We start from the raw sequence: 20,473 nt of genomic DNA, 5'->3' as shown, positions 1-20,473 counted from the left end.
CGATGACCGCCTCCTGCTCACGTCCTGCACTGCCGAATCGAGCCTACCGGGCCCCGCGTGCCGGCCCGACCGGGGAAGCCGCCCGGTTCGTGATGGCATCCAGCGCGAGGGCGGTCGGATAGACCGACCGCAGCCGCTGTTCGGCGGCGGCTCCCGCGTCGAGATAGTCCAGGCCGAGCAGCGCGGCCCCGAACACCGGGGGCGCCACCACGAGCCGAGGCTCGGCCAGGGGAGCGGCCTGCGCGAGCCGGGAAATCACATTGTCGATCAGCAGCGGCTGACCGGCCGCCAGCACACCACCGCCCAGCACGACCGGCGTCGGCTCGGTGAGCAATCCGAGTCGGCGCAGGGCCACGACCGCCAACCGGGCGATCTCGTCGGCCTGCCGGTCGATGAGCCCGAGGGCGGTCGGATCACCCGCCTCGGCCGTGGCGAACAGCACCTGCACCAACTCGTGCAACCGATCCGCCGGCAGACAGCCCAGATGGATCGCCTCGGCCACCGCGTGGGCCCCGTCGAGCCCGAAATGCGCGCCGATCGCCGCCGACAGGGCGGTGGGTTCACCCCGCCCATCCTCGGCGCGCGCCGCGTGCCACATGGCCTCGGCGGCGATATGCCCGCCCCCGCCCCAGTCGCCGGTGAGCATGCCCAGCGCCGGAAACCGCGCCGTGCGACCGTCGGGAAGCATTCCCACACAATTGATTCCGGCGCCGCACACCACCGCCACCCCGCGTGGCCCATCCGTCCCGGCGCGCAACACCGCGAACGTGTCGTTCGCGACGGCAACGCTCATACCCCAGCCCCGAGCGGACAGGGCGTCCTCGAACCGCCGTTCCTCCACGGGCAGATCGACATTCGCCATACACGCGCTCACCCGCAACGCGAGCGTCCGCCCCGGCGACAGGCCCGCCCGCACGGCCGCCTCCTCGACCGCCGCCGCCACGTGGCCGACGGCGGCATCGGCGCCGTCACTGTGCGGCCGGAACCCGCCGCCGCGTCCACTGCCGAGCACGGTGCCATCCCTGGCGACCAGCGTCGCATCGGTTTTGCTGTTGCCCGCGTCGATGGCCAGGACGCCGGCGATCCCCTCATCTCGATCCACGGTCGGGGGCCTGCTCATGCCCAGCTCAGATAGGCGCGATTGTGCAGCACCAGCTCATCGGTCAGCCGCTCGGCGAGCTCGTACTGACCAACCAGCGGATGGGCCAGCAGCGCATCGAAAACCCGTCCGCGACCGCCACGGAGCGCGGCCTCGAGCGCGAGGTGCTCGTAGGCGGTGACATGGGCGATCAGCCCCGAGTACCGCGATTCGACCGGGCGCTGCGGCAGCGGGCGCACCCCCTCGGGGTCGACCTGCGCGGGCACCTCGATCACGGCGTCGTCCGGAAGGAAGGGCAGCACACCGTCATTGCGGGTATTGACCACCTGCACACTGCCACCGCCGGTACCCAGCAGCGCGGCGACGAGCTGGACCGCGGCCTCGGAGTAGTACGCCCCGCCGCGTTCGCCGAGCAGCGCGGGCTTGGTGTCCAGCGCCGGATCGGCGTACATGTCCAGCAGCCGCCGCTCGATCTCGGCGACCTGGTCCGCGCGCGGACCACTGGCCTGCAGCTCCTCGACCACCGCGTCGTGCCGGTAGTAGTACTTCAGGTAGTACGACGGAACCGCACCCAGATGCCGGATCAGTGCCAGCGGAATCTCCACGTCCTCGGCGATTTTCGCACCGAATCGATCCAGCAGCTCGGGCAGCACGTCCCGCCCGCCCACCGTGACCCCGCGCTCCCAGGTGAGATGGTTGAGACCGACATGCTCGAGCCGAACCGATTCCGGCGGCACACCGAGACTGTCGGCGAACTTCCGCTGCAGGTGGATGGCGACATTGCACAGTCCGACCGCCTTGTGCCCGGCGGATTGCAGTGCGCGCGTGACGATTCCGACCGGGTTGGTGAAATCCACGATCCACGCGTCCGGATTGGCCCGGCGCACCTGCTCGGCGATCTCGAGCACCACCGGCACGGTGCGCAGCGCCTTGGCCAGACCTCCCGCCCCGGTGGTTTCCTGTCCGACACAACCACACTGCAACGGCCAGGTCTCGTCGTCGCGCCGGGTGGTCTGCCCGCCCACCCGCAACTGGATCAGTACCGCGTCGGCGTCCACGGCGCCGTCGGCGACCGTGGCGGCGGTCGAAATCCGCGCGCTGTGGCCTTGTTTGGCGAAGATTCGCCGCGCCAGCGCGGCGATCGGTCGCAGCCGGTCCGCCGCCGGATCGATGAGCACCAGCTCATCGATCGGCAGGGTGTCGCGCAACCGGGCGAACCCGTCGATCAGTTCCGGTGTGTAGGTGGAACCGGCGCCGACGATCGCCACTCTCGAGGACGGCATCAGCCTTTGACCCCTGACCATCAGCCTTTGACCCCTGTCAATGTCACGCCTTCGACGAAGGCTCGCTGGGCGAAGAAGAAAACGATGATCACCGGCGCCATCACCAGCAGGGTGGCGGCCATGGTGAGATTCCAGTTGGTGTGGTGGGCGCTCTTGAACGACTCCAGGCCGTAGCTCAGGGTCCAGGCGCCCGGGTTCTCACTGGCGTAGATCTGCGGGCCGAAATAGTCGTTCCAGCAATAGAAGAACTGGAACAGGCCCGCCGCGGCCAGCGCGGGCCGCGCCATGGGGACCACGATCCGCAGCAGGATGCGCAGCTCCCCGCAGCCGTCGATCCGTGCCGCCTCCAGATACTCGTTCGGAATGGTCAGCAGGAACTGCCGCAGCAGGAAGATGGTGAACGCGTCCCCGAACGCCATCGGCACGATCAGCGGCCACAGCGATCCGGTGAGATGAAACTGCTTGGCCCACAACAGATACATCGGGATGACGGTGACCTGCGGTGGCAGCATCATCATCGACACCACCGCCATCAGCGCCAGATTGCGGCCGCGGAAGCGGAACTTGGCCAGCGCGTAGGCGACCGGTGTGCTCGACAGCAGCGTCAGCGCCGTGCCGCCCGCGGCGTAGCACAGCGTATTGCGCCACCAGGTCAGGAATCCCGGCGTCCGCCACACGTGAAGGTAGTTCCCCCAATGCCATTCACCGGGCCACAGATCCGACGTCAGCGCCTGCCGGTCCGACATCACCGAGGTGAGGAAGACGAACACGAAGGGCAGCACGAACAGCAGCGCGCCCGCGATCGCCAGCGCGTGCACGGCGATCCACTCCAGCGCGACCCGGCGCCGTGGCGCGCGCACCGGTACCCGCGCGGCCGGAACCGGCACGCGCACAGCGGTTGTCGTGGCCATGATCAGTCCTCCAGGAATCCGGCTCGGCGCCGCAGCAGCAGCGCGGTGCATGCCATCGACACGGTGAACAGGATCACCGCGACCACACACGCCGAGCCGGTGTCGAAGCGCTGGAAGCCGAGGTTGTAGACCATTTGCGGCAGCGTCCAGGTCGAGGCGTGCGGATAACCGGGCTCCCACTGCTGGCCCGATCCGCCGATGACCCCGCTGGCCACCTTTCCGGCGACGATGGCCTGGGTGTAGTACTGCATGGTCTGGATCACGCCGGTCACCACCGCGAACAACACGACCGGCCGGATGGTCGGCAGCGTGATGTACCGGAACCGCTGCCAGCCCCCGGCGCCGTCGAGCAGCGCCGCTTCGTACTGCTCGCGAGGCACGTCCAGCAGGGCGGCGGTGAAGATGACCATCAGATCGCCGATTCCCCACAGCGCCAACATGGTCAGCGCGGGCTTGGACCAGGCCGGGTCGGTGAACCAGCCCGGCCGCGGCAGCCCGAGATCACCGAGTAGATGGTTCACCGGCCCGGTGCCGGGATTGAGCAGGAACGCGAACGCGATCGTGGCCGCCACCGGCGGGGCCAGATACGGCAGATAGAACACGGTCCGGAAGAACCCCGCGCCGGTCTTGAGCTTGGTGACCAGCATGCCGATGCCCAGCCCGAAGATCACCCGCAGCGTCACCATCACGACCACCAGCCAGACCGTATTGCGCAGTCCCGGCCAGAAATACGGGTACTTGTCGATCACATAGCGCCAATTGCGCAGGCCCACAAAGCTCGGCGCGGTGAACCCGTCGTACCGCATGAACGAGAAGTAGACGGTCGACACCAACGGGTACAGAAAGAAGACGCTGAACCCGATCAGCCACGGCGACAAGAACAGCAGCGTGCGCACGGCACCCCGGCGGCGCTTGCGGCGCAGCGCCGCCCGGGTGGAAGCGCGTGCGGTCACGGTCATTTCGCCTGATCTATGGCCGTGTCGATCTCCTGGGCCGTGGCCCGCAGCCCGGCCTGCAGATCGGTGGCGCGGCCGGCTTCGAAGTCGTAGCCGAAGTTCTGGATCGACAGCTGATAGGCGCCGCCGTTGATGCTGGCCGGGGTGGTCGACGAATTCGGGTTCTTGGCGATGTCGAGGAACGTCTTGAACGCCGGGTCCGCGATCACCGCGGGGGAGGCCAGCGCGGCGAGCGTGCTCGGCACATTGTGGATGGCGTTGGCGAAGCTGACCACCGCGTCGGTGTTGGTGGTCAGATACTTCACGAATTCCCACGCGGCGGTCTGCTTGCTGCTGGACTTGGCGATGCCGATGATGGTGCCGGTCTGGTAGCCGCGCCCATAGGTGGCGGCCTGGTCGTCGGGCACCGGGAACGGCGCGGTGGCCCAGTCGAAGCTCACGTGATCGTCGGCCAGCGCGGCGGTGCGCCACTCGCCGTCCAGCGACATGGCCACCTGGCCAGTCTCGAACGGGTTCTTCGCGCTGAACTCGTCGCCGAATCCGCTGCGGTAGCGCTCGAGCCGGTCGTAGCCACCGAGCTTGGCGATCAGGTCCTTCTGCCAGGTGAACATGGCCGCGACCGTGGGATCGGAGGCGATATTGGACTTGCCGTCGGGCCCGAAATACGTGCTGCCGTACTGGCCCAGGTAGTGCGCGGGCAGGGTCTCGTAGCCGTGGAAGGTCGGCATGAAGCCGAGCTGCTTGTAGCCCGCACCGTCGGGCACCGTCAATTTCACCGCGTCGGCGGCGAATTCGCTGAAGGTCTTGGGCGGCGCGGTGATTCCGGCCGCGGCGAACGCCGTCTTGTTGTAGTACAACCCGTACGCGTCACCGAGCAACGGCAGAGAACACTGATTGCCGTGGAACTGGCTGTAATTGAGCATCGGCGCCGGGAAGGTGGCGGCCGGATCGATATTGTCCTTGCGCAACAACGGATTCAGATCGGCCCACACGTTCGCGGAGCAGAACTTGCCGACATTGTCGGTGGTGAAGGAGGACACCACGTCCGGGGCGTCGGAACCGCCCGCGCGCAGCGCCTGTTCGCTCTTGTCGTCGGAGATGTTGCCGACCACGTTGACGTGGATGTTGGGGTGCAGCTTCTCGAACGCGGCCACATTGGCCTTGATGGCCTTGACCTCGTTGTCCTGACTCCAGCCGTGCCAGAAGGTGATGGTCACATCCTTGCCGGAGTCGGAACCGTCACTGCCGCTGGGACTCTGGCCGGTACAGGCGGTGCCGAGCAGCGCGACCACCGCCGTGGCGGTGAGGGCGGTGAGGGTGCGGCGCGTGAGACTGCGCATGGGTTCTCCTGAAGGGGTGCGGCACCCGTCGGGTACTGCCGAATTACCTGGTGTAGCGCTGTATTCAGTTGTCAGTAGGTGGCGAAGACGTCGTCGCGGGCGGCGGCCAGGGCGCGTTCGAGCGCGCCGCGCAGGACCGGTGAACCGGACAGGCTGCTGGTGCGGACCTCCGGCCGCGTGAAGATGAGCTCGCCCAGCGCGTCTTCGACCAGGGCGCGCAACCGCTCGCCCCCGGCGCGCGGCACGTCACCCGCCAGGATGAGCAGCTGCGGATCGAGTACCGCGACGATCGTGGCCAGTCCGAGGGCCAGTCGCCCCGCGAACTCGGCCAGAAACGCCTCTCCCGCCGGGTTTTCGGGTTTTTCCACGGCCTTGGCGACGGCGCGCGCGGCGGTCGGTCCGCCGATGCCGTGCTGCCGGGCCAGGACCCGGACCGCCGGCGCCCCGGCGAGTTCTTGGAAGCCGCCGGAATTCTTGCGGCGGACGTTGCGGACGATCGGCGCGCCGGGCAGCGGCATGTAACCGACTTCGCCCGCGCCGCCGGTGAAGCCGCGGTGCAGCCGGCCGCCGATCATGATCGCGGCGCCGATGCCCTCGCCGACCCACAGCAGCACGAAGTCCTCGCACTCGCGCGCCACCCCGTGGATCCGTTCGGCGACGGCGGCGAGGTTGACGTCGTTCTCGATCGAAACCGGAACGCCCAGAGCGTCTTCCAGCTCGCCGACCAGTCTGGGGGAGTGCCACCCCGGCAGATGGGTGGCGTAGCGCAGCCGACCGGTGGCCGGATCGAGTGCACCCCCGATGCCGATCACGACCCGGCGCAGCGAGTCCGGCGCGAGTCCGGCGCGGGTGGTGGCGGCGGACACCTCCGCGGCGACGTTCGTGATCGTCTGCGCGGCAGTCCATCCGCGGGTGGCGATCTCGTGTTCGACCAGTGTGGTGCCGACGATGTCGGCGATCGCCACCCGCAGGGTGCTCGGGGTCGCGTCCAGTCCGGCCACGTAGCCCGCCGCCGGATTCACCTGGTACAGCTGCGCATTCGGGCCCGGACCGCCCACCGAGGTGCCGACCGGAACGACCAGTCCGCCATCCTCCAAGCGGGCCAGCATCTGTGAGGCGGTCGGCTTGGAAAGCCCGGTGAGCGTGCCTATCCGGGTGCGCGAGAGCGGCCCGTTGGCCAACAGCAGATCGAATGCGGCCCGGTCGTTGATGGCTCGCAACAGACTGGGTGTGCCCGCGACAGGGCGGCGACTGGTAGTCATGGGCAGATCCTCCCTCCCTGGCAGCTCCAAATGCCCCGCACGCGAACTGTTAGGAGTGTTTCCAATTGTTGGGAGGACTGTAGGTCCGCTTGCGTTGAGCCGTCAACGCTTTGGGGTCAGGTTAGGAAACTTTACTGTTCATTGGCACCCTGGCATGGGCTGTTAGGCCGGGCCTCATGGGCCTTAGGCCGTGCGTCGTGGACCGCGAGCCACGGGGGCGGTTGGCTGAATGGCATGACAGACAACGGAATTGCGCAGGCTGGACGTGCGGTAGTGGTAGGTGGCGGCTCCGGGATGGGGCAGGCCATTGCGGACGCGCTGCTCGGTGCGGGTTACGAGGTGATCATTGTCGGGCGGTCGGAGCAGCGGCTGGCCGATGCGGTGCGGGAGCTCGGGGATGGGAAACTGACGGCCATCGCGGCGGATATCACCGATGAGGAACAGGTGTCGCGGCTGTTCGAGACGGTAGGGACGGTCGACCACGTCATCTCCACGGCGGCGGATCTGGCCGGGTCCTACGGGCCCATCACCGAATTCGACTTCAGCCACGCCAGCGGCTTCCTGCAGACCAAACTGATCGGAAACATGCTGCTGGCCAAGCACGCACGGCTCGCGCCCACCGGTTCACTGACCTTCATCTCCGGAATCGCGGCCTACCGACCGGCGGCGGGCGGGGCCATGGTCGCCTCGATCAATGCCGCGCTCGAGGGCCTGGCAAGGGCACTTGCGGTGGAATTGGCCCCGATTCGCGTCAACGCCGTCTCACCGGGCTGGGTGCTGACCGGGATCTGGGACAACATGCCGTGGGAGGACAAGGAGCAGCGGCTGGCCGCCATGGCCGAGAAGCTGCCCGCCCGTCGCCTGGGGCGGCCGGAAGATGTTGCGACGGTGGTGCTCTCACTCCTGCGCAGCGAGTTCGTCACCGGCACGGTGCTGCACGTGGACGGCGGCCACCGCCTGGTCTGAAGTCCTTCCCCCACTTCAACGTATATCGGGTGTGGGCACTTGCCGCAAGACCCCGGAGCGGACCCATAATCGCTGGTCGAAGCGGACTGTGGAAGGGGAGTCATGACCGAGCGAATGGCATCCGGGGTTGGACCGGCGCGGCTGGACATCGCATACGAGGAATTCGGCGAGCCCGGCGACCCGCCGGTGCTGCTGATCATGGGCGGGGCGGCGCAGATGATCCATTGGCCCGAGGAGTTCTGTGCCGAATTGGCCGGGCGCGGACTGCGGGTCATCCGCTTCGACTCCCGCGACACCGGGCGCTCGACGTGGATGTCCGATGCGCCGGAGCCCGATGTCGTCGCGGCCATGGCCGGGGACGCGTCCTCGGCCGCCTACAACCTCTCCGATATGGCCGCCGACACGGTCGGGCTGCTGGACGCGCTCGAGATCGGCGGCGCGCACCTGGTCGGACTGTCCATGGGCGGGATGATCGCCCAGACCGTCGCCATCGAATATCCGGACCGGGTGCGCTCGCTGACCTCGATGTCCGCCACGACGGGCAATCCCGCTGTGGGACAACCGAAACCGGGCGTACTCGGGTCGGCGGGCCGGTGGCCGCGGGATCGCGACGGCTATATCGCCTGGCAGGTCCGCAATATCCGGGCGGTCGGTTCACCCGGCTTCGCGTTCGACGAGGCCGCGGTGGCCGACCGGGCGGGCCGCGCCTACGACCGGGGCGTGGACGAGTCGGCGATGATGCGCCATTTCCTGGCGGTGCTGGCCTCGGAGACCGACCGCACGGACCAGCTCGCGACCCTGCGCGTGCCGACCCTGGTGATCCACGGACTCGACGATCCGATGATCGACGTCAGCGGCGGCCGGGCCACCGCCGCGGCGATTCCGGGCGCGCGCCTGGTCACCTACCCGGGCCTCGGCCACAGCCTGCCCCCGGAGTTGTTCTCCGCGTTCGCCGATGAGATCGCCGCGCTCGTCGCCGAGGCGGAGCAGAACCGCGCCTGAGCTAGTGCGCGTCGCTCAACCAGATGGCCTCGGCGGCAATGCTGCCGAGGTCGATGGTCCGCTCCTGCACCCGCACCGCGATCGTCCCCGCGAAGTCGCGGCGCTCGATCACCGCGATCGGGGTGTCCAGGGCGATGCCGAGGGAATCGAAGTAGCGCAGCATGGCCGGATCGGAGTCGGAAATCCTTGCCACCCGCCCGGCTTCGCCCGCGTCGAAATCACTGAGCTGCCGGGCCGGGGGAGTCGGTACCGCGCCGTCCACCGACGGAATCGGGTCCCCGTGCGGATCCCGGTCGGGGTGGCCGAGTTTGGCGTCGATGCGCTCCACCAGCGTCTCGGAGACCGCGTGCTCGAGCACCTCGGCCTCGTCGTGCACCTCGTCCCAGCCGTAGCCGAGCTCATTGACCAGGAAGGTCTCGATGAGCCGATGCCGGCGCACCATGGCGATGGCGGCGCGGCGGCCGTCCTCGGTCAATGTGATGGCCCCGTACCGCGCGTGCTCGACCAACCCCTGATCGGCGAGCTTGCGCACCGCCTCGGACACCGTCGACGCCGACACGCCGATCTTCTCCGCCAGCAGCTTGGTCGACACCTTCTCCTGCGACCACTCCTGCGCGGTCCAGATCACTTTCAAATAGTCCTGGGCGACCGAGGAGAGCACCGGGGCGACAGTCGCGGTCTTGCCAACGGTCTCGGAAGGTGCGGACGGATCGGCCAGCTCGCGGCGGGTGGCGATGTCTCGTTTTCCGGGCACGTACCCGAGCTTAGGCACACCTGTCGCGGTTTCACACATCGGCGCGCTCGCTGGTAGGGGCCGCCGGACCCAAGGGCGGTGGCCCGGTGAACGCACGGTGACGGGCGTGCTTCCGCCCGTGAAGATCCGCACCGCCGAATATTGTCCGATCCGCGCTTTCAGTAGGCTTCCGGTGTGCAGAGATGGCGAAGCCTCGAGGAGATGCCCGCGGACTGGGGCCGGTGTGTCCTCACGATCGGGGTGTTCGACGGCGTGCACCGCGGGCATGCCCAGCTGATCAGCCGCGCGGTGAAATCGGCTGCGGTGCGCGGTGTTCCGTCGGTGCTCATGACCTTCGACCCGCACCCGCTCGAGGTGGTGCGGCCGGGTTCGCATCCCGCCCAGCTGTCCACGCTGGACCGGCGCGCGGAACTGGTCGAGGAACTCGGCATCGACGTGTTCGTGGTCATGCCGTTCACGCGCGAGTTCATGAAGCTCACCCCCGAGGAATACGTCCAGAACCTGCTCGTCGACCGCCTGCACGTGTCCGAGGTCGTCGTCGGCGACAACTTCACCTTCGGCAAGCAGGCCGCGGGCACCCTCGACACCATGCGCGAGCTCGGCGCCCAGTACGGCTTCGACGTCGACGGTGTGCAGCTGCTCGGCGAGCACGCCGTCACCTTCTCCTCCACCTATATTCGCGGCTGCCTGAGCGAGGGCGATGTGAGCGCGGCCGCCGAGGCGCTGGGCCGCCCGCACCGCGTCGAGGGCGTGGTCGTACACGGCGACGGCCGCGGCAAGGGCCTGGGCTTCCCGACCGCCAATGTGGCCCCGACCATGCACGCCGCGATTCCCGCCGACGGCGTCTACGCGGGCTGGTTCACCGTCCTCGAACCCGGCGACGAATTCACCGGCCAGCGCCATATGGCCGCCATCTCCGTCGGCACCAACCCCACCTTCGACGGCCGCAACCGCACCGTCGAGCCGCACCTGCTCGATTTCGACGGCGACCTCTACGGCAAGCGGGTGGCCGTCGACTTCGTCGAACAGCTGCGCGGCATGCGCAAATTCGAATCCATCGACGACCTGGTCGAGGCCATCGGCAAGGACGTGGACCAGGCCCGAAAAGTCCTCACCTCCGAGGACCTGTAAGCTGGTCCGTCGGGTTTGCTGCGGTCCGCGGCGGCGCCCATCCCAACCTCTCATTCGGGGTTTCAGGGGCTTGCCCCTGAGAGTCCCGAGAGTTGGGACCCACCTTTTGGAGCGCGGACTGAAACACAGGAGTGATTCGTGGCTCTGACCACTGAGCAGAAGAAGGCGATCCTCGCCGAGTACGGCGTGCACGAGAAGGACACCGGTTCCCCGGAGGCCCAGATCGCGCTGCTGTCCAAGCGCATCGCCGACATCACCGAGCACCTCAAGAAGCACAAGCACGACCACCACACCCGCCACGGTCTGATGGCGCTGATCGGTCGTCGCAAGCGGCTCTCGAAGTACCTCCAGGAGAAGGACATCGAGCGTTACCGTTCGCTGATCGAGCGTCTCGGCCTGCGTCGCTGATTTCAGTGCCGAAACCTCTGCCAGCAGAGGGCGCGGGAACCTCAGTGACCGAGGTGACACACCTCGTACAGCAGAGGTAGTTGACGAACCGGCCAACGAGGAGGCATAGAATCTCCTCGTTGGCCTTTCGTATATGTGTCCGAAATCCCCACGAGGGGGAGGTCGAGACGTGTATACGCCAACAGAAGCCGTATGCACCCGTCGCGTGGCGTCGGTCTTCGGTAGTGGCTTTTCGGGGCGCGAGATTGAGATGAACCATGCGCGCCCGGAGGGCTTCGATCGATGACCGCCTCCGCGTCGCCGTACCCAAGGGGGTACCGGCCGGGTGTGCGTGCCGCAGCCACGAGGGCTGTCGCGCGCCCATGCCGGGTACGGCCGACGAGCCGGATCGCACGAGAGGAATGTGCGAGCAACCGGCGAAGACGAGAGGTTGAGATAAAACACATGTCTGACACCCAGACCAGTTCCGCCGCCGAGGTCGAGCCCGGCGTTTTCGAGTCCGTCGCCCTGATCGACAACGGCAGCTACGGAACTCGCACCATCCGTTTCGAGACCGGCCGTCTGGCCAAGCAGGCCGCGGGTTCCGTGGTCGCCTACCTCGATGACGAGACCATGCTGCTGTCGGCGACCACCGCCTCCAAGCAGCCCAAGGACCAGTTCGACTTCTTCCCGCTCACGGTGGATGTCGAAGAGCGCATGTACGCCGCGGGCCGCATCCCCGGCTCGTTCTTCCGTCGCGAGGGCCGCCCCTCCACCGACGCCATCCTGACCTGCCGCCTGATCGACCGGCCGCTGCGCCCGTCGTTCGTCGACGGTCTGCGCAACGAGATCCAGGTCGTCGTGACCGTCATGTCGCTGGATCCCAAGGATCTCTACGACGTGGTCGCGATCAACGCCGCCTCGGCGTCCACCCAGATCGCGGGTCTGCCGTTCTCCGGCCCGGTCGGCGGCGTGCGCGTCGCGCTGATCGAGGGCCAGTGGGTCGCGTTCCCGACCGTCGAGCAGCTCGAAGGAGCTGTCTTCGACATGGTCGTCGCGGGCCGCGTGGTCGACGGTGACGTCGCCATCATGATGGTCGAGGCCGAGGCCACCGAGAAGGTCATCGAGCTGGTCGCCGACGGCGCCCAGGCCCCGACCGAAGCCGTTGTGGCGCAGGGCCTCGAGGCCGCCAAGCCGTTCATCGCCCGCCTGTGCAAGGCGCAGTCGGACCTGGCGACCCTGGCCGCCAAGCCGACCGAGGAGTTCCCGATCTTCCTGCCGTACCAGCAGGACGCCTACGAGACCGTCGAGGGCACCGCCAAGCGTGAGCTGAACGAGGCGCTGTCCATCGCCGACAAGCAGGAGCGCGAGGCGAAGATCGACGAGATCAAGCTCTCGGTGCTCTCCGAGCTCGCGGAGTCCTTCGAGGGCCGCGAGAAGGAGATCGGCGCGGCCTTCCGCTCGGTCACCAAGAAGCTGGTGCGCCAGCGCATTCTGACCGACAGCTTCCGCATCGACGGCCGCGGCCTGGCCGACATTCGCGCGCTGTCCGCCGAGGTCGCGGTGGTTCCCCGCGCCCACGGTTCGGCGCTGTTCGAGCGTGGCGAGACCCAGATCCTGGGCGTCACCACCCTCGACATGGTGAAGATGGCGCAGCAGGTCGACTCGCTCGGCCCGGAGACCTCCAAGCGCTACATGCACCACTACAACTTCCCGCCGTTCTCCACCGGTGAGACCGGCCGCGTGGGCTCGCCCAAGCGCCGCGAGATCGGCCACGGCGCGCTCGCCGAGCGTGCGCTGGTGCCGGTGCTGCCGTCGCAGGAGGAGTTCCCCTACGCCATCCGTCAGGTCTCGGAGGCGTTGGGCTCCAACGGTTCCACCTCGATGGGCTCGGTCTGCGCCTCGACCCTGTCGCTGCTGAACGCCGGTGTGCCGCTCAAGGCCCCCGTCGCCGGTATCGCCATGGGCCTGGTGTCCGACACCGTGAAGAACGACAAGGGTGAGGACGAGGTCCGCTACGTGGCCCTCACCGACATCCTGGGCGCCGAGGATGCCTTCGGCGACATGGACTTCAAGGTCGCCGGCACCCGCGAGTTCGTGACCGCGCTGCAGCTGGACACCAAGCTCGACGGCATCCCGTCGCAGGTGCTGGCCGGTGCGCTGAACCAGGCCAAGGACGCTCGCTACACCATCCTGGACGTGATGGCCGAGGCCATCGCCACCCCGGACGAGATGAGCCCCTACGCTCCGCGTGTCACCGCCATCAAGATCCCGGTCGACAAGATCGGCGAGGTGATCGGGCCCAAGGGCAAGGTCATCAACCAGATCACCGAGGACACCGGCGCCAACATCTCCATCGAGGACGACGGCACCGTGTTCGTCGGCGCGACCGACGGCCCGTCGGCGCAGGCCGCGATCGACGCGATCAACGCCATCGCCAACCCGCAGCTGCCGAAGGTCGGCGAGCGCTTCCTGGGCACGGTCGTCAAGACCACCGCCTTCGGCGCGTTCGTCTCGCTGCTGCCGGGCCGCGACGGTCTGGTCCACATCTCGAAGCTGGGCAACGGCAAGCGCGTCGCCAAGGTCGAGGATGTGGTCAACGTGGGCGACAAGATCCGCGTCGAGATCGCCGATATCGACAACCGCGGCAAGATCTCGCTGGTGCCGATCGACGAGGATTCGGACAACTCCGAAGCCTCGGCTGCGGTCGAGGCCAACGCAGAGTAATTATTTCTCTGTGACGAAGAAGCAGTCCGCGGTGCGCGCGGGGTCCGCGCGCACCGCGACAGACACCGCCCCCTTGCTCCGGAATCTGGAGCAAGGGGGCTCTTCACTGGTGATCGACCGAAAAGAGGCACCCGCCACGGACATCGGCGTCCGCCGCACGGTACTGCCGGGCGGCCTACGAGTGGTCACCGAACATGTGCCGGGCGTGCGGTCGGCGTCGGTCGGCGTGTGGGTCGGGGTCGGCTCGCGCGACGAGGGGCCGACGGTCGCCGGTGCCGCGCACTTCCTCGAGCATCTGCTGTTCAAGGCGACGCCCACGCGTTCGGCCCTGGACATCGCGCAGGCCATGGATGCCGTTGGCGGCGAACTGAACGCGTTCACCGCCAAGGAGCAGACCTGCTACTACGCGCACGTGCTGGACGAGGATCTGCCGCTGGCGGTGGATCTCGTCTCCGACGTGGTGCTCAACGGCCTGTGCCGGGCCGAGGATGTCGCGGTCGAGCGTCAGGTGGTGCTGGAGGAGATCTCCATGCGCGACGACGACGCCGAGGACATGGTCGGCGACGCCTTCCTCACCGCGCTGTTCGGCGATCATCCGGTGGGGCGTCCGGTGATCGGCAGCATCGAGACCATCGAGTCCATGCAGGCCAACCAGCTGCGTTCGTTCCATCTGCGCCGCTACCGCCCCGACCGCATGGTGGTGGCCGTGGCGGGCAATATCGAGCACGACCACGTGGTCGAATTGGTGTACCGCGCCTTCGCCGATCGCCTCGAACCCGGGCTCGAGCCCGCGCCCCGGCGCGAGGGCAAGTTCCGGCCGCGCGGCAATCCGGAGCTGCTGCGCATGCAGCGCGACAGCGAGCAGGCGCATCTGGTCTTCGGCACCCGGGCCTTCGGCCGCCACGAGGGTGAGAAGCGCTGGCCGCTGTCGGTGCTCAACACCGTGCTGGGCGGCGGCCTGAGCTCGCGGCTGTTCCAGCGGATTCGGGAGGAGCGCGGCCTGGCGTACTCGGTGTACTCCAGCGTCGACACCTTCGCCGACACCGGCGCGTTCTCGGTCTACATCGGCTGCCAGCCCGAAAACCTCGGCCACGTCGCCACTTTGGCGCGCGGGGTGCTCGAGGACGTCGCGGCCAACGGCATCACCGATGCCGAATGCGCCCGTGCCAAGGGGTCGCTGCGCGGCGGCCTGGTGCTCGGTCTCGAGGATTCCGGCTCGCGCATGAACCGCATCGGCCGCTCGGAACTCAGCTACGGCAATCACCGCAGTGTTTCCGACACCCTGCTCCGCATCGACGAGGTCACCACCGACGAGGTCTCCAAGATCGCCGCGACCCTCCTCGCCCGCCCGTTCGGCGTCGCGGTGGCGGGCCCGTATCGGCGCACGCGTGACCTGCCGGTCGCCGTACGTCGTTTGGTTCCCTGAGAATTCGCGGGTCCGCCCGCGAATTCGCTACCCGGCGGTAGTTTTCCGTTGCCGGTGAGGTATGCCCGTTTGTGGCTATGATCACCTCGCCGGAATGGGAGGGGTCAGTGCTTTCTCCAGGTGAGAACTTCGCCGGGTATGTGATCGAACGCGAGCTCGGGCGTGGCGGAATGGGCGCCGTGTACTTGGCGCGTCATCCCAGGCTGCCGCGATGGATCGCGCTCAAGGTATTGAACGCGGAATTCCACGGCGACAACCAGACTCACGCGCGATTCGAGCGCGAGGCCGATCTGGCGGCGCGGTTGAATCACCCGGGCGTGGTCACCGTCTACGACCGGGGGGTCGAGGACGGGCGACTATGGATCGCCATGCAATACGTCGACGGCGTCGAGGCCGAGGCGGTGACGGATATGACGGCCGAGCAGGCCGTGGAAATCGTCGCCGCCACGGCCGACGCGCTCGATTACGCGCACCGGGTGGGCGTGCTGCACCGGGATGTGAAGCCCGCCAATATCCTGCTGGCGCGCGAGACGCGGGAACAGCAGGAGGGAGTGCTGCTCACCGACTTCGGAATCGCCCGATTACAGGAGGACACCGGGGGACTCACCGGGTCCGGTTCGGTGATGGCGACGCTGGCCTACGCCTCGCCCGAGCAATTGCAGAATTATCCGGTGGGGCCGCGGTCGGATCAATATTCGTTGGCCTGCACGCTGTTTCGATTGTTGACCGGATTCACGCTGTTTCCGGCATCGGATCTCGGTGCGATCGTGAAATCGCACCTCTACGACAATCCGCCGCCGGTGCGGAGTCGGCGGCCGGGGTTGCCCGCGGCGCTGGACCCGGTGTTCGCGCGGGCGCTGGCCAAGGATCCGGATGCGCGGTACCCGTCGTGTTCGGAATTCGCGGCGGCGGCGCGGCGGGCCTTGACGGTCGGGGATCCGGTGGGTTCGGCGACCATCTCGATTCGGGAGCGAACCCCGGACAAGCCGGTGCGCCGGGCGGATTCGGCCGCGGCGAATCGGCGGGGGACCGCGACGGGGCCGCGGCCTCGGCAGGATCCGCGAGCGTTGCAGTCGGGTGCCCATGTCCAGCGCCGGTCCGCGCAGCAGTCGGTGGCGTTGCGCTCGGGTCGGCTCACCGATATTCCGGCGCTCATGGGTCCGCCCAGTGATCGGTTTCCGAAAGCGACTGTCTCGGAATCGAAAACGCGGCCGTCGACCGGTCGGCGGTGGATCCTGGGGTTACGGGCCGTGGTGCTGCTGGGTGTGTGTCTCGCGGCCGCACTGGGGCTCGCGGTGTTTCTGGTGACGCCGTCCGGCAATACCGCCAAACCCAAGTCGCCCGCCGCCGAGATCGGCGAAATCAGTGCGGCCTTTCCGGGATTGGTTCCCCGCAACCCCGAACTGGGTTCGGGCTACGCGGCCGCCAGCTGCCGCGTGGTCGACCACGACACCCGGGATTTCCTGCCGCCCATCGCCTTCGAGGGCTGGTCCGCGGCCTGGGACTGCCAATACTCGGCCGACCACGACGTCCGTGAATACATCGTGTTCGCCTACAGCTCCGCCGCCGTCGCCCGCGCGGCGACGCACCGAATCCGTCCCGCCGGAACCACTTTGGAGGACCTCGCCTTCAAGGAGTTCTGCGGCGCAAAGCAATACACCAACCACCGCTTCGACGCCCCCATCGACGTTCCCTCCACCGCCTTCGCCACCTCCTTCTTCGACGATCCGGCCCGCGAGAAATTCCTCCTCTACACCCGAGGCAACCCCACCACCCCCAGCGGCATCGTCGACTGGTGGAAAACCCTGCCGCTCACTCCGCAGTGACGAACGCCGCACCTCCTCCCATCCAGTACGGGCGTACTGTAAAACGCGTTCGCAGGGGATGTGGAAGGGAGCGCAATGTCGAATCGGTATGCGCGGATCGCCTTCTCGGAGGCGGCGCGGGAGCGACAGCGAATCGCGGGGAGCTATCGGGACTACGGTGCGCAGCTCGAGAACGGTCGCGATGAGCCCCAGGAGCTCGAGCTGCGCGAGCGGGGATTCATTCGAGCCGCCGACTCCTTCTTCCTCGGCACCACCACACCCGACGGCTGGCCCTACATCCAACACCGTGGCGGCCCACCGGGTTTCGTCCAGGTTCTCGACGACCGGACCATCGCCTTCGCCGACCTGTCCGGCAATCAGCAATACGTCACCGTCGGTAACCTCACCACCAACGACCGCGTCACCCTCTTCTTCATCGACTACCCGCTCCGCGAACGCCTCAAGCTCTACGGCCGCGCCCGCATGGTCGAACGCGCCGATGACCCGGACCTGGTCGACCGGGTCGCCAGCGCCTACACCGGCGCGATCCAGAAGATCGCCGAACGCGCCATCCTCATCACCGTCGAAGCCACCAACTGGAACTGCGTCAAATACATCCGCCCCCGCTTCACCAAGGCCCGCCTCGACGAGGCCGTAGCCCTCGAGCGCCGCACCGCCGCCACCGACCACGACCGCCTCACCGCCGAGATCGACCAACTGCGCCGCGAGAACGAGGCGCTGCGAGCGCGACTGGACGAAATGGCGGCCCGCTAGCCCTCCCGCTCGAGCCCGTGGTACTCGCGGAGTCTTGTCAGTCGAAGACGATCACCTGGCGCAGGGCGTGACCGGCGGCGAGCTCGTCCATGGCCGCGTTGATGTCCTCGAGCTGGATATGAGAGGAGACGAGGCGTTCGACGGGAAGTTTGCCCTCGCGCCACATGCGGACGAATTCGGGGATGTCGCGGGAGGGGACGGCGGAGCCGAGGTAACTGCCGATGATGGCCCGGCCCTGCGCGACCAGGGCCAGCGGCGAAATGCTGGCGCGGGCATCGGGGGCCGGGAGGCCGACGGTAACCGTCACGCCGCCCGGGGCGGTCGCGGCGACCGCCGTTTCGAAGGCGCGGATATTGCCCGCGGCTTCGATGACGGCCTCGGCCTGGATGTTCTCGGCGGCGATCTCCTGCGGGGTGTAGGCGGCGGTCGCGCCCAGTTCCGTGGCGATCTTCAGCTTCTCGGGCACGGTGTCGACGGCGATCACCTCGCGGTCGGTGCCGGACCGCAGCGCGGCCGCCACCAGCACCGCGGCCATGCCGACACCGCCCAGACCGACCACCATGATGCGGTCGTCCGGACCGGGTTTCGCCGAATTCAACAGTGCCCCACCGCCGGTCAGCACCGCGCAGCCGAGTACGGCGGCGACCTCCGGCGGCACATCGTCGTCGACGGGAACGACCGAGCGGCGATCCACCACCGCGTGGGTGGCGAAGGCCGAAACACCCAGGTGGTGATGGACTTCCGCGCCGTCACGCAGCAATCGCCGTCCGCCGCTGAGCAATTCGCCCGCGTTGTTGGACAGGCTGCCGGGTTCGCAGGGGGTGCGCCCGTCGGTGGCGCAGCCCGCGCACTGCCCGCAGCGGGGCAGGAAGGTCATGACCACGCGCTGCCCCACCCGCAGATCGCTGTCCCCCGGGCCGATGGCCTCGATGCGGCCCGCGGCCTCGTGCCCGAGCAGCATGGGCACCGGCCGCACCCGGTTGCCGTCGACCACGGACAGATCCGAATGGCACAGCCCGGCGGCCTCGATCTTGACCAGCAGCTCACCGGGACCGGGTTCACCCAGCTCCAGCTCATCGACGGTGATCGGCTTCGACTCCGCGAACGGGGTCTGCGCTCCGATGACTTCCAGGACGGCACCACGAATCCTCATGAGCCAGACGGTACTCCACGCAACCTTCCCAGACAGCTGGATATCTGCTTCGATGGGTGACAGACAAGGAGCATCCATGAGCACTTCGCTGACCACCGGCAACCGAGCCTTCAACCACGTGGTGACGCAGTTCTTCGGCAATGTCGCCCGTGCCTATGACACTGCCGCGCTGCAGCTGGTCGTCTACCGTCCGCCGCAGGATCAGGTCCTGGCCGAGCTGCGCCGGGCCGGGTCGCGCCGGATCGCCGATATCGGCTGCGGCACCGGCATTCTCACCTCTCGCATTCAGCGTGAGCTGCACCCGGACGCGGTGTACGGCGTGGATGCCTCCGAGGGCATGCTGGCCCAGGCCCGCGCCCGCTCCGCGGCCGTGCAGTGGCGGCAGTCGGCCGCCGAGCATCTGCCCTTCGGCGACGGCGAGCTGGATGCGGTCGTCTCCACCAGCGCCTTCCACTTCTTCGACCATCCGGTGGCGTTGCGCGAGTTCCACCGGGTGCTGTCCCCCGGCGGCCTGGTGGCCATCGCGACCGTGCACCCCTCGGGCCCGACCGCGCGCCCGATTCAGCGGCTGACTCGCAGCCCGCTGTTCCCGGCGCACGCGCCCTCCCCGCGCGAGATCCGAAAACTGCTGGAAGACGCCGGTTTCGAGGTGGTCGATCAGCGCAAGATCAGCCGCCCGCTGCCGTCCTGGCTGATTCCGGACGTCATTACCGTCGGCCGCAGCCGCTGATCACTTCCCGGGACTGTCGCTGCCGCGGAAGCACACGGTGAGCTGGAGTTGACTCCAGACCACCCACACCGCGCCGCGACCGTCCCGGGGACACCCCGCCCCCGAGGTGGAGTTCTCGAACACCGCGGTCGCCTGGACGATGTGCTCACCGGGCGTACCGCAGTCCACCTTCGACGGGACATCCATATTGGTGGTGTCGTAGCAGACGCCGACGCGCCAATCGAAGGTCATGCACACGTGGTAGCGGACCTTGCCGGTCTTGTCGCGCGGCGCGGAGTCCAGGGTGTAGAGCGGACCGGTGCACGGCTCCGGGCCGACCTGCAGCACACGGTAATTCGCGTCGATGGAATTACAGGTCGACGGTTCCGGCGAGCCCGCCTTCCAGCTGGGTGCGCCCGAGGCGTCCTTGGCCTGCTGGATCGGCACCTCGACGCAATCGCCGACCTTCAATGACGCCATAGGGTCGGCGTGCGGTTTCGCCGAAGTGGTGGTGGGCTGTCCGGCCTGCACCAATTCCGGCGGTGCGGCAACGGCCGTGCCCGCGACCGTGTCGCGATGCACGAACGGCAGGGTCGAGGCGACCGCGGAGTAGACCAGAAACCAGCCCGTGAGCGCCAGCGCCACGATCACCATCCGCCGCCGCCGTCCGATCGGTTCCCGCGGCGCGCGCTCCTGACGCGAGACCGCCCGCATGCCGAGCGCGGCCGCCACGGACAGCAGCACGACCGCCATCCCGACCACAGCCCACACGCCCCGCGTCCCCTCCA

General features: G+C 68.1%; 18 protein-coding genes. 9 read left to right on the top strand and 9 right to left on the bottom strand.

Annotated features, from left to right (window positions below):
• Window positions 1-43: 43 nt before the first annotated feature.
• From VMT65_RS14595 to VMT65_RS14570, 6 genes are all read right to left on the bottom strand, one after another.
• Window positions 44-1,120 (bottom strand): N-acetylglucosamine kinase, encoded by a 1,077-nt coding sequence (locus VMT65_RS14595; RefSeq protein ID WP_326308730.1) that lies wholly within the window; start codon window positions 1,118-1,120, stop codon window positions 44-46.
• Window positions 1,117-2,382 carry a 6-phospho-beta-glucosidase gene (locus VMT65_RS14590; protein ID WP_326308729.1) on the bottom strand — a complete coding sequence of 422 codons (1,266 nt, stop codon included), beginning with the start codon at window positions 2,380-2,382 and terminating at the stop codon, window positions 1,117-1,119. The genes VMT65_RS14595 and VMT65_RS14590 overlap by 4 nt, the downstream gene beginning before the upstream one ends.
• Before the next feature lie 20 nt (window positions 2,383-2,402).
• The gene (locus tag VMT65_RS14585) at window positions 2,403-3,293 is read right to left on the bottom strand and encodes a carbohydrate ABC transporter permease (protein WP_326308728.1); all 891 of its coding nucleotides are present in this window, start codon (window positions 3,291-3,293) and stop codon (window positions 2,403-2,405) included.
• Window positions 3,294-3,295: 2 nt separating this feature from the next.
• The gene (locus VMT65_RS14580) at window positions 3,296-4,252 is read right to left on the bottom strand and encodes a carbohydrate ABC transporter permease (protein WP_326308727.1); all 957 of its coding nucleotides are present in this window, start codon (window positions 4,250-4,252) and stop codon (window positions 3,296-3,298) included.
• Window positions 4,249-5,589: an extracellular solute-binding protein gene (locus tag VMT65_RS14575; protein ID WP_326308726.1), complete on the bottom strand. Its 1,341-nt coding sequence runs from the start codon at window positions 5,587-5,589 to the stop codon at window positions 4,249-4,251. The genes VMT65_RS14580 and VMT65_RS14575 overlap by 4 nt, the downstream gene beginning before the upstream one ends.
• Before the next feature lie 71 nt (window positions 5,590-5,660).
• Complete coding sequence (locus VMT65_RS14570; protein WP_326308725.1) at window positions 5,661-6,851, bottom strand: ROK family transcriptional regulator; 1,191 nt, start codon at window positions 6,849-6,851, stop codon at window positions 5,661-5,663.
• Between the two features lie 234 nt (window positions 6,852-7,085).
• Here VMT65_RS14570 and VMT65_RS14565 point away from each other — a divergent pair, with 234 nt between their 5' ends.
• Window positions 7,086-7,817, top strand: a complete 732-nt coding sequence (locus VMT65_RS14565) for an SDR family oxidoreductase (RefSeq protein ID WP_326308724.1) — start codon at window positions 7,086-7,088, stop codon at window positions 7,815-7,817.
• Window positions 7,818-7,919: 102 nt separating this feature from the next.
• Complete coding sequence (locus tag VMT65_RS14560) at window positions 7,920-8,819, top strand: alpha/beta fold hydrolase (protein ID WP_326308723.1); 900 nt, start codon at window positions 7,920-7,922, stop codon at window positions 8,817-8,819.
• A gap of 1 nt (window position 8,820) precedes the next feature.
• On the opposite strand, the gene VMT65_RS14555 is transcribed toward VMT65_RS14560, so the two are convergent.
• Entirely contained in the window at window positions 8,821-9,591 is a 771-nt protein-coding gene (locus VMT65_RS14555) for a metal-dependent transcriptional regulator (protein WP_442790224.1), read from the bottom strand.
• A 156-nt stretch (window positions 9,592-9,747) separates the two neighbouring features.
• Between VMT65_RS14555 and VMT65_RS14550 the strand changes: the two genes are divergently transcribed.
• The 6 genes from VMT65_RS14550 to VMT65_RS14525 all read left to right on the top strand — a co-directional run bounded on the left by VMT65_RS14550 (window position 9,748) and on the right by VMT65_RS14525 (window position 17,823).
• Window positions 9,748-10,704, top strand: coding sequence for a bifunctional riboflavin kinase/FAD synthetase (locus tag VMT65_RS14550; protein ID WP_326308721.1), 957 nt, complete (start codon window positions 9,748-9,750; stop codon window positions 10,702-10,704).
• Between the two features lie 138 nt (window positions 10,705-10,842).
• Window positions 10,843-11,112, top strand: coding sequence for a 30S ribosomal protein S15 (gene rpsO, locus VMT65_RS14545; protein WP_326308720.1), 270 nt, complete (start codon window positions 10,843-10,845; stop codon window positions 11,110-11,112).
• A gap of 444 nt (window positions 11,113-11,556) precedes the next feature.
• Window positions 11,557-13,818, top strand: coding sequence for a polyribonucleotide nucleotidyltransferase (locus tag VMT65_RS14540; protein WP_326308719.1), 2,262 nt, complete (start codon window positions 11,557-11,559; stop codon window positions 13,816-13,818).
• An 85-nt stretch (window positions 13,819-13,903) separates the two neighbouring features.
• Window positions 13,904-15,244: a M16 family metallopeptidase gene (locus tag VMT65_RS14535; protein ID WP_442790249.1), complete on the top strand. Its 1,341-nt coding sequence runs from the start codon at window positions 13,904-13,906 to the stop codon at window positions 15,242-15,244.
• A gap of 107 nt (window positions 15,245-15,351) precedes the next feature.
• A complete protein-coding gene (locus tag VMT65_RS14530; protein WP_326308718.1) occupies window positions 15,352-17,070 on the top strand; it encodes a serine/threonine-protein kinase in 1,719 nt (572 codons plus the stop codon).
• A 75-nt stretch (window positions 17,071-17,145) separates the two neighbouring features.
• Window positions 17,146-17,823, top strand: coding sequence for a pyridoxamine 5'-phosphate oxidase family protein (locus VMT65_RS14525; RefSeq protein ID WP_326308717.1), 678 nt, complete (start codon window positions 17,146-17,148; stop codon window positions 17,821-17,823).
• Between the two features lie 37 nt (window positions 17,824-17,860).
• Here the strand turns inward: VMT65_RS14525 and VMT65_RS14520 are convergent, their stop codons facing one another.
• Window positions 17,861-18,976: an alcohol dehydrogenase catalytic domain-containing protein gene (locus tag VMT65_RS14520; protein ID WP_326308716.1), complete on the bottom strand. Its 1,116-nt coding sequence runs from the start codon at window positions 18,974-18,976 to the stop codon at window positions 17,861-17,863.
• Between the two features lie 76 nt (window positions 18,977-19,052).
• Here VMT65_RS14520 and VMT65_RS14515 point away from each other — a divergent pair, with 76 nt between their 5' ends.
• Window positions 19,053-19,706: a class I SAM-dependent methyltransferase gene (locus VMT65_RS14515; protein ID WP_326308715.1), complete on the top strand. Its 654-nt coding sequence runs from the start codon at window positions 19,053-19,055 to the stop codon at window positions 19,704-19,706.
• Here the strand turns inward: VMT65_RS14515 and VMT65_RS14510 are convergent, their stop codons facing one another.
• Window positions 19,707-20,456, bottom strand: a complete 750-nt coding sequence (locus VMT65_RS14510) for a hypothetical protein (protein WP_326308714.1) — start codon at window positions 20,454-20,456, stop codon at window positions 19,707-19,709.
• Between the last annotated feature and the right edge of the window lie 17 nt (window positions 20,457-20,473).

Origin of the sequence: Nocardia sp. CDC153, assembly GCF_035818515.1 — a bacterium.
In the GTDB taxonomy this organism is placed as follows: Bacteria; Actinomycetota; Actinomycetes; order Mycobacteriales; family Mycobacteriaceae; genus Nocardia.
This window is presented reverse-complemented; position numbering and strand designations above follow the sequence as displayed.

Bases quoted from the DNA above. Each gene is read 5' to 3' on its own strand.
- VMT65_RS14515 (WP_326308715.1), top strand. From the start codon at position 19,053: ATGAGCACTTCGCTGACCACCGGCAACCGAGCCTTCAACCACGTGGTG.
- VMT65_RS14595 (WP_326308730.1), bottom strand. From the start codon at position 1,120: ATGAGCAGGCCCCCGACCGTGGATCGAGATGAGGGGATCGCCGGCGTC.
- VMT65_RS14575 (WP_326308726.1), bottom strand. From the start codon at position 5,589: ATGCGCAGTCTCACGCGCCGCACCCTCACCGCCCTCACCGCCACGGCG.
- VMT65_RS14570 (WP_326308725.1), bottom strand. From the start codon at position 6,851: ATGACTACCAGTCGCCGCCCTGTCGCGGGCACACCCAGTCTGTTGCGA.
- VMT65_RS14585 (WP_326308728.1), bottom strand. From the start codon at position 3,293: ATGGCCACGACAACCGCTGTGCGCGTGCCGGTTCCGGCCGCGCGGGTA.
- VMT65_RS14540 (WP_326308719.1), top strand. From the start codon at position 11,557: ATGTCTGACACCCAGACCAGTTCCGCCGCCGAGGTCGAGCCCGGCGTT.
- VMT65_RS14590 (WP_326308729.1), bottom strand. From the start codon at position 2,382: ATGCCGTCCTCGAGAGTGGCGATCGTCGGCGCCGGTTCCACCTACACA.
- VMT65_RS14565 (WP_326308724.1), top strand. From the start codon at position 7,086: ATGACAGACAACGGAATTGCGCAGGCTGGACGTGCGGTAGTGGTAGGT.
- VMT65_RS14560 (WP_326308723.1), top strand. From the start codon at position 7,920: ATGACCGAGCGAATGGCATCCGGGGTTGGACCGGCGCGGCTGGACATC.
- VMT65_RS14580 (WP_326308727.1), bottom strand. From the start codon at position 4,252: ATGACCGTGACCGCACGCGCTTCCACCCGGGCGGCGCTGCGCCGCAAG.
- VMT65_RS14520 (WP_326308716.1), bottom strand. From the start codon at position 18,976: ATGAGGATTCGTGGTGCCGTCCTGGAAGTCATCGGAGCGCAGACCCCG.
- VMT65_RS14525 (WP_326308717.1), top strand. From the start codon at position 17,146: ATGTCGAATCGGTATGCGCGGATCGCCTTCTCGGAGGCGGCGCGGGAG.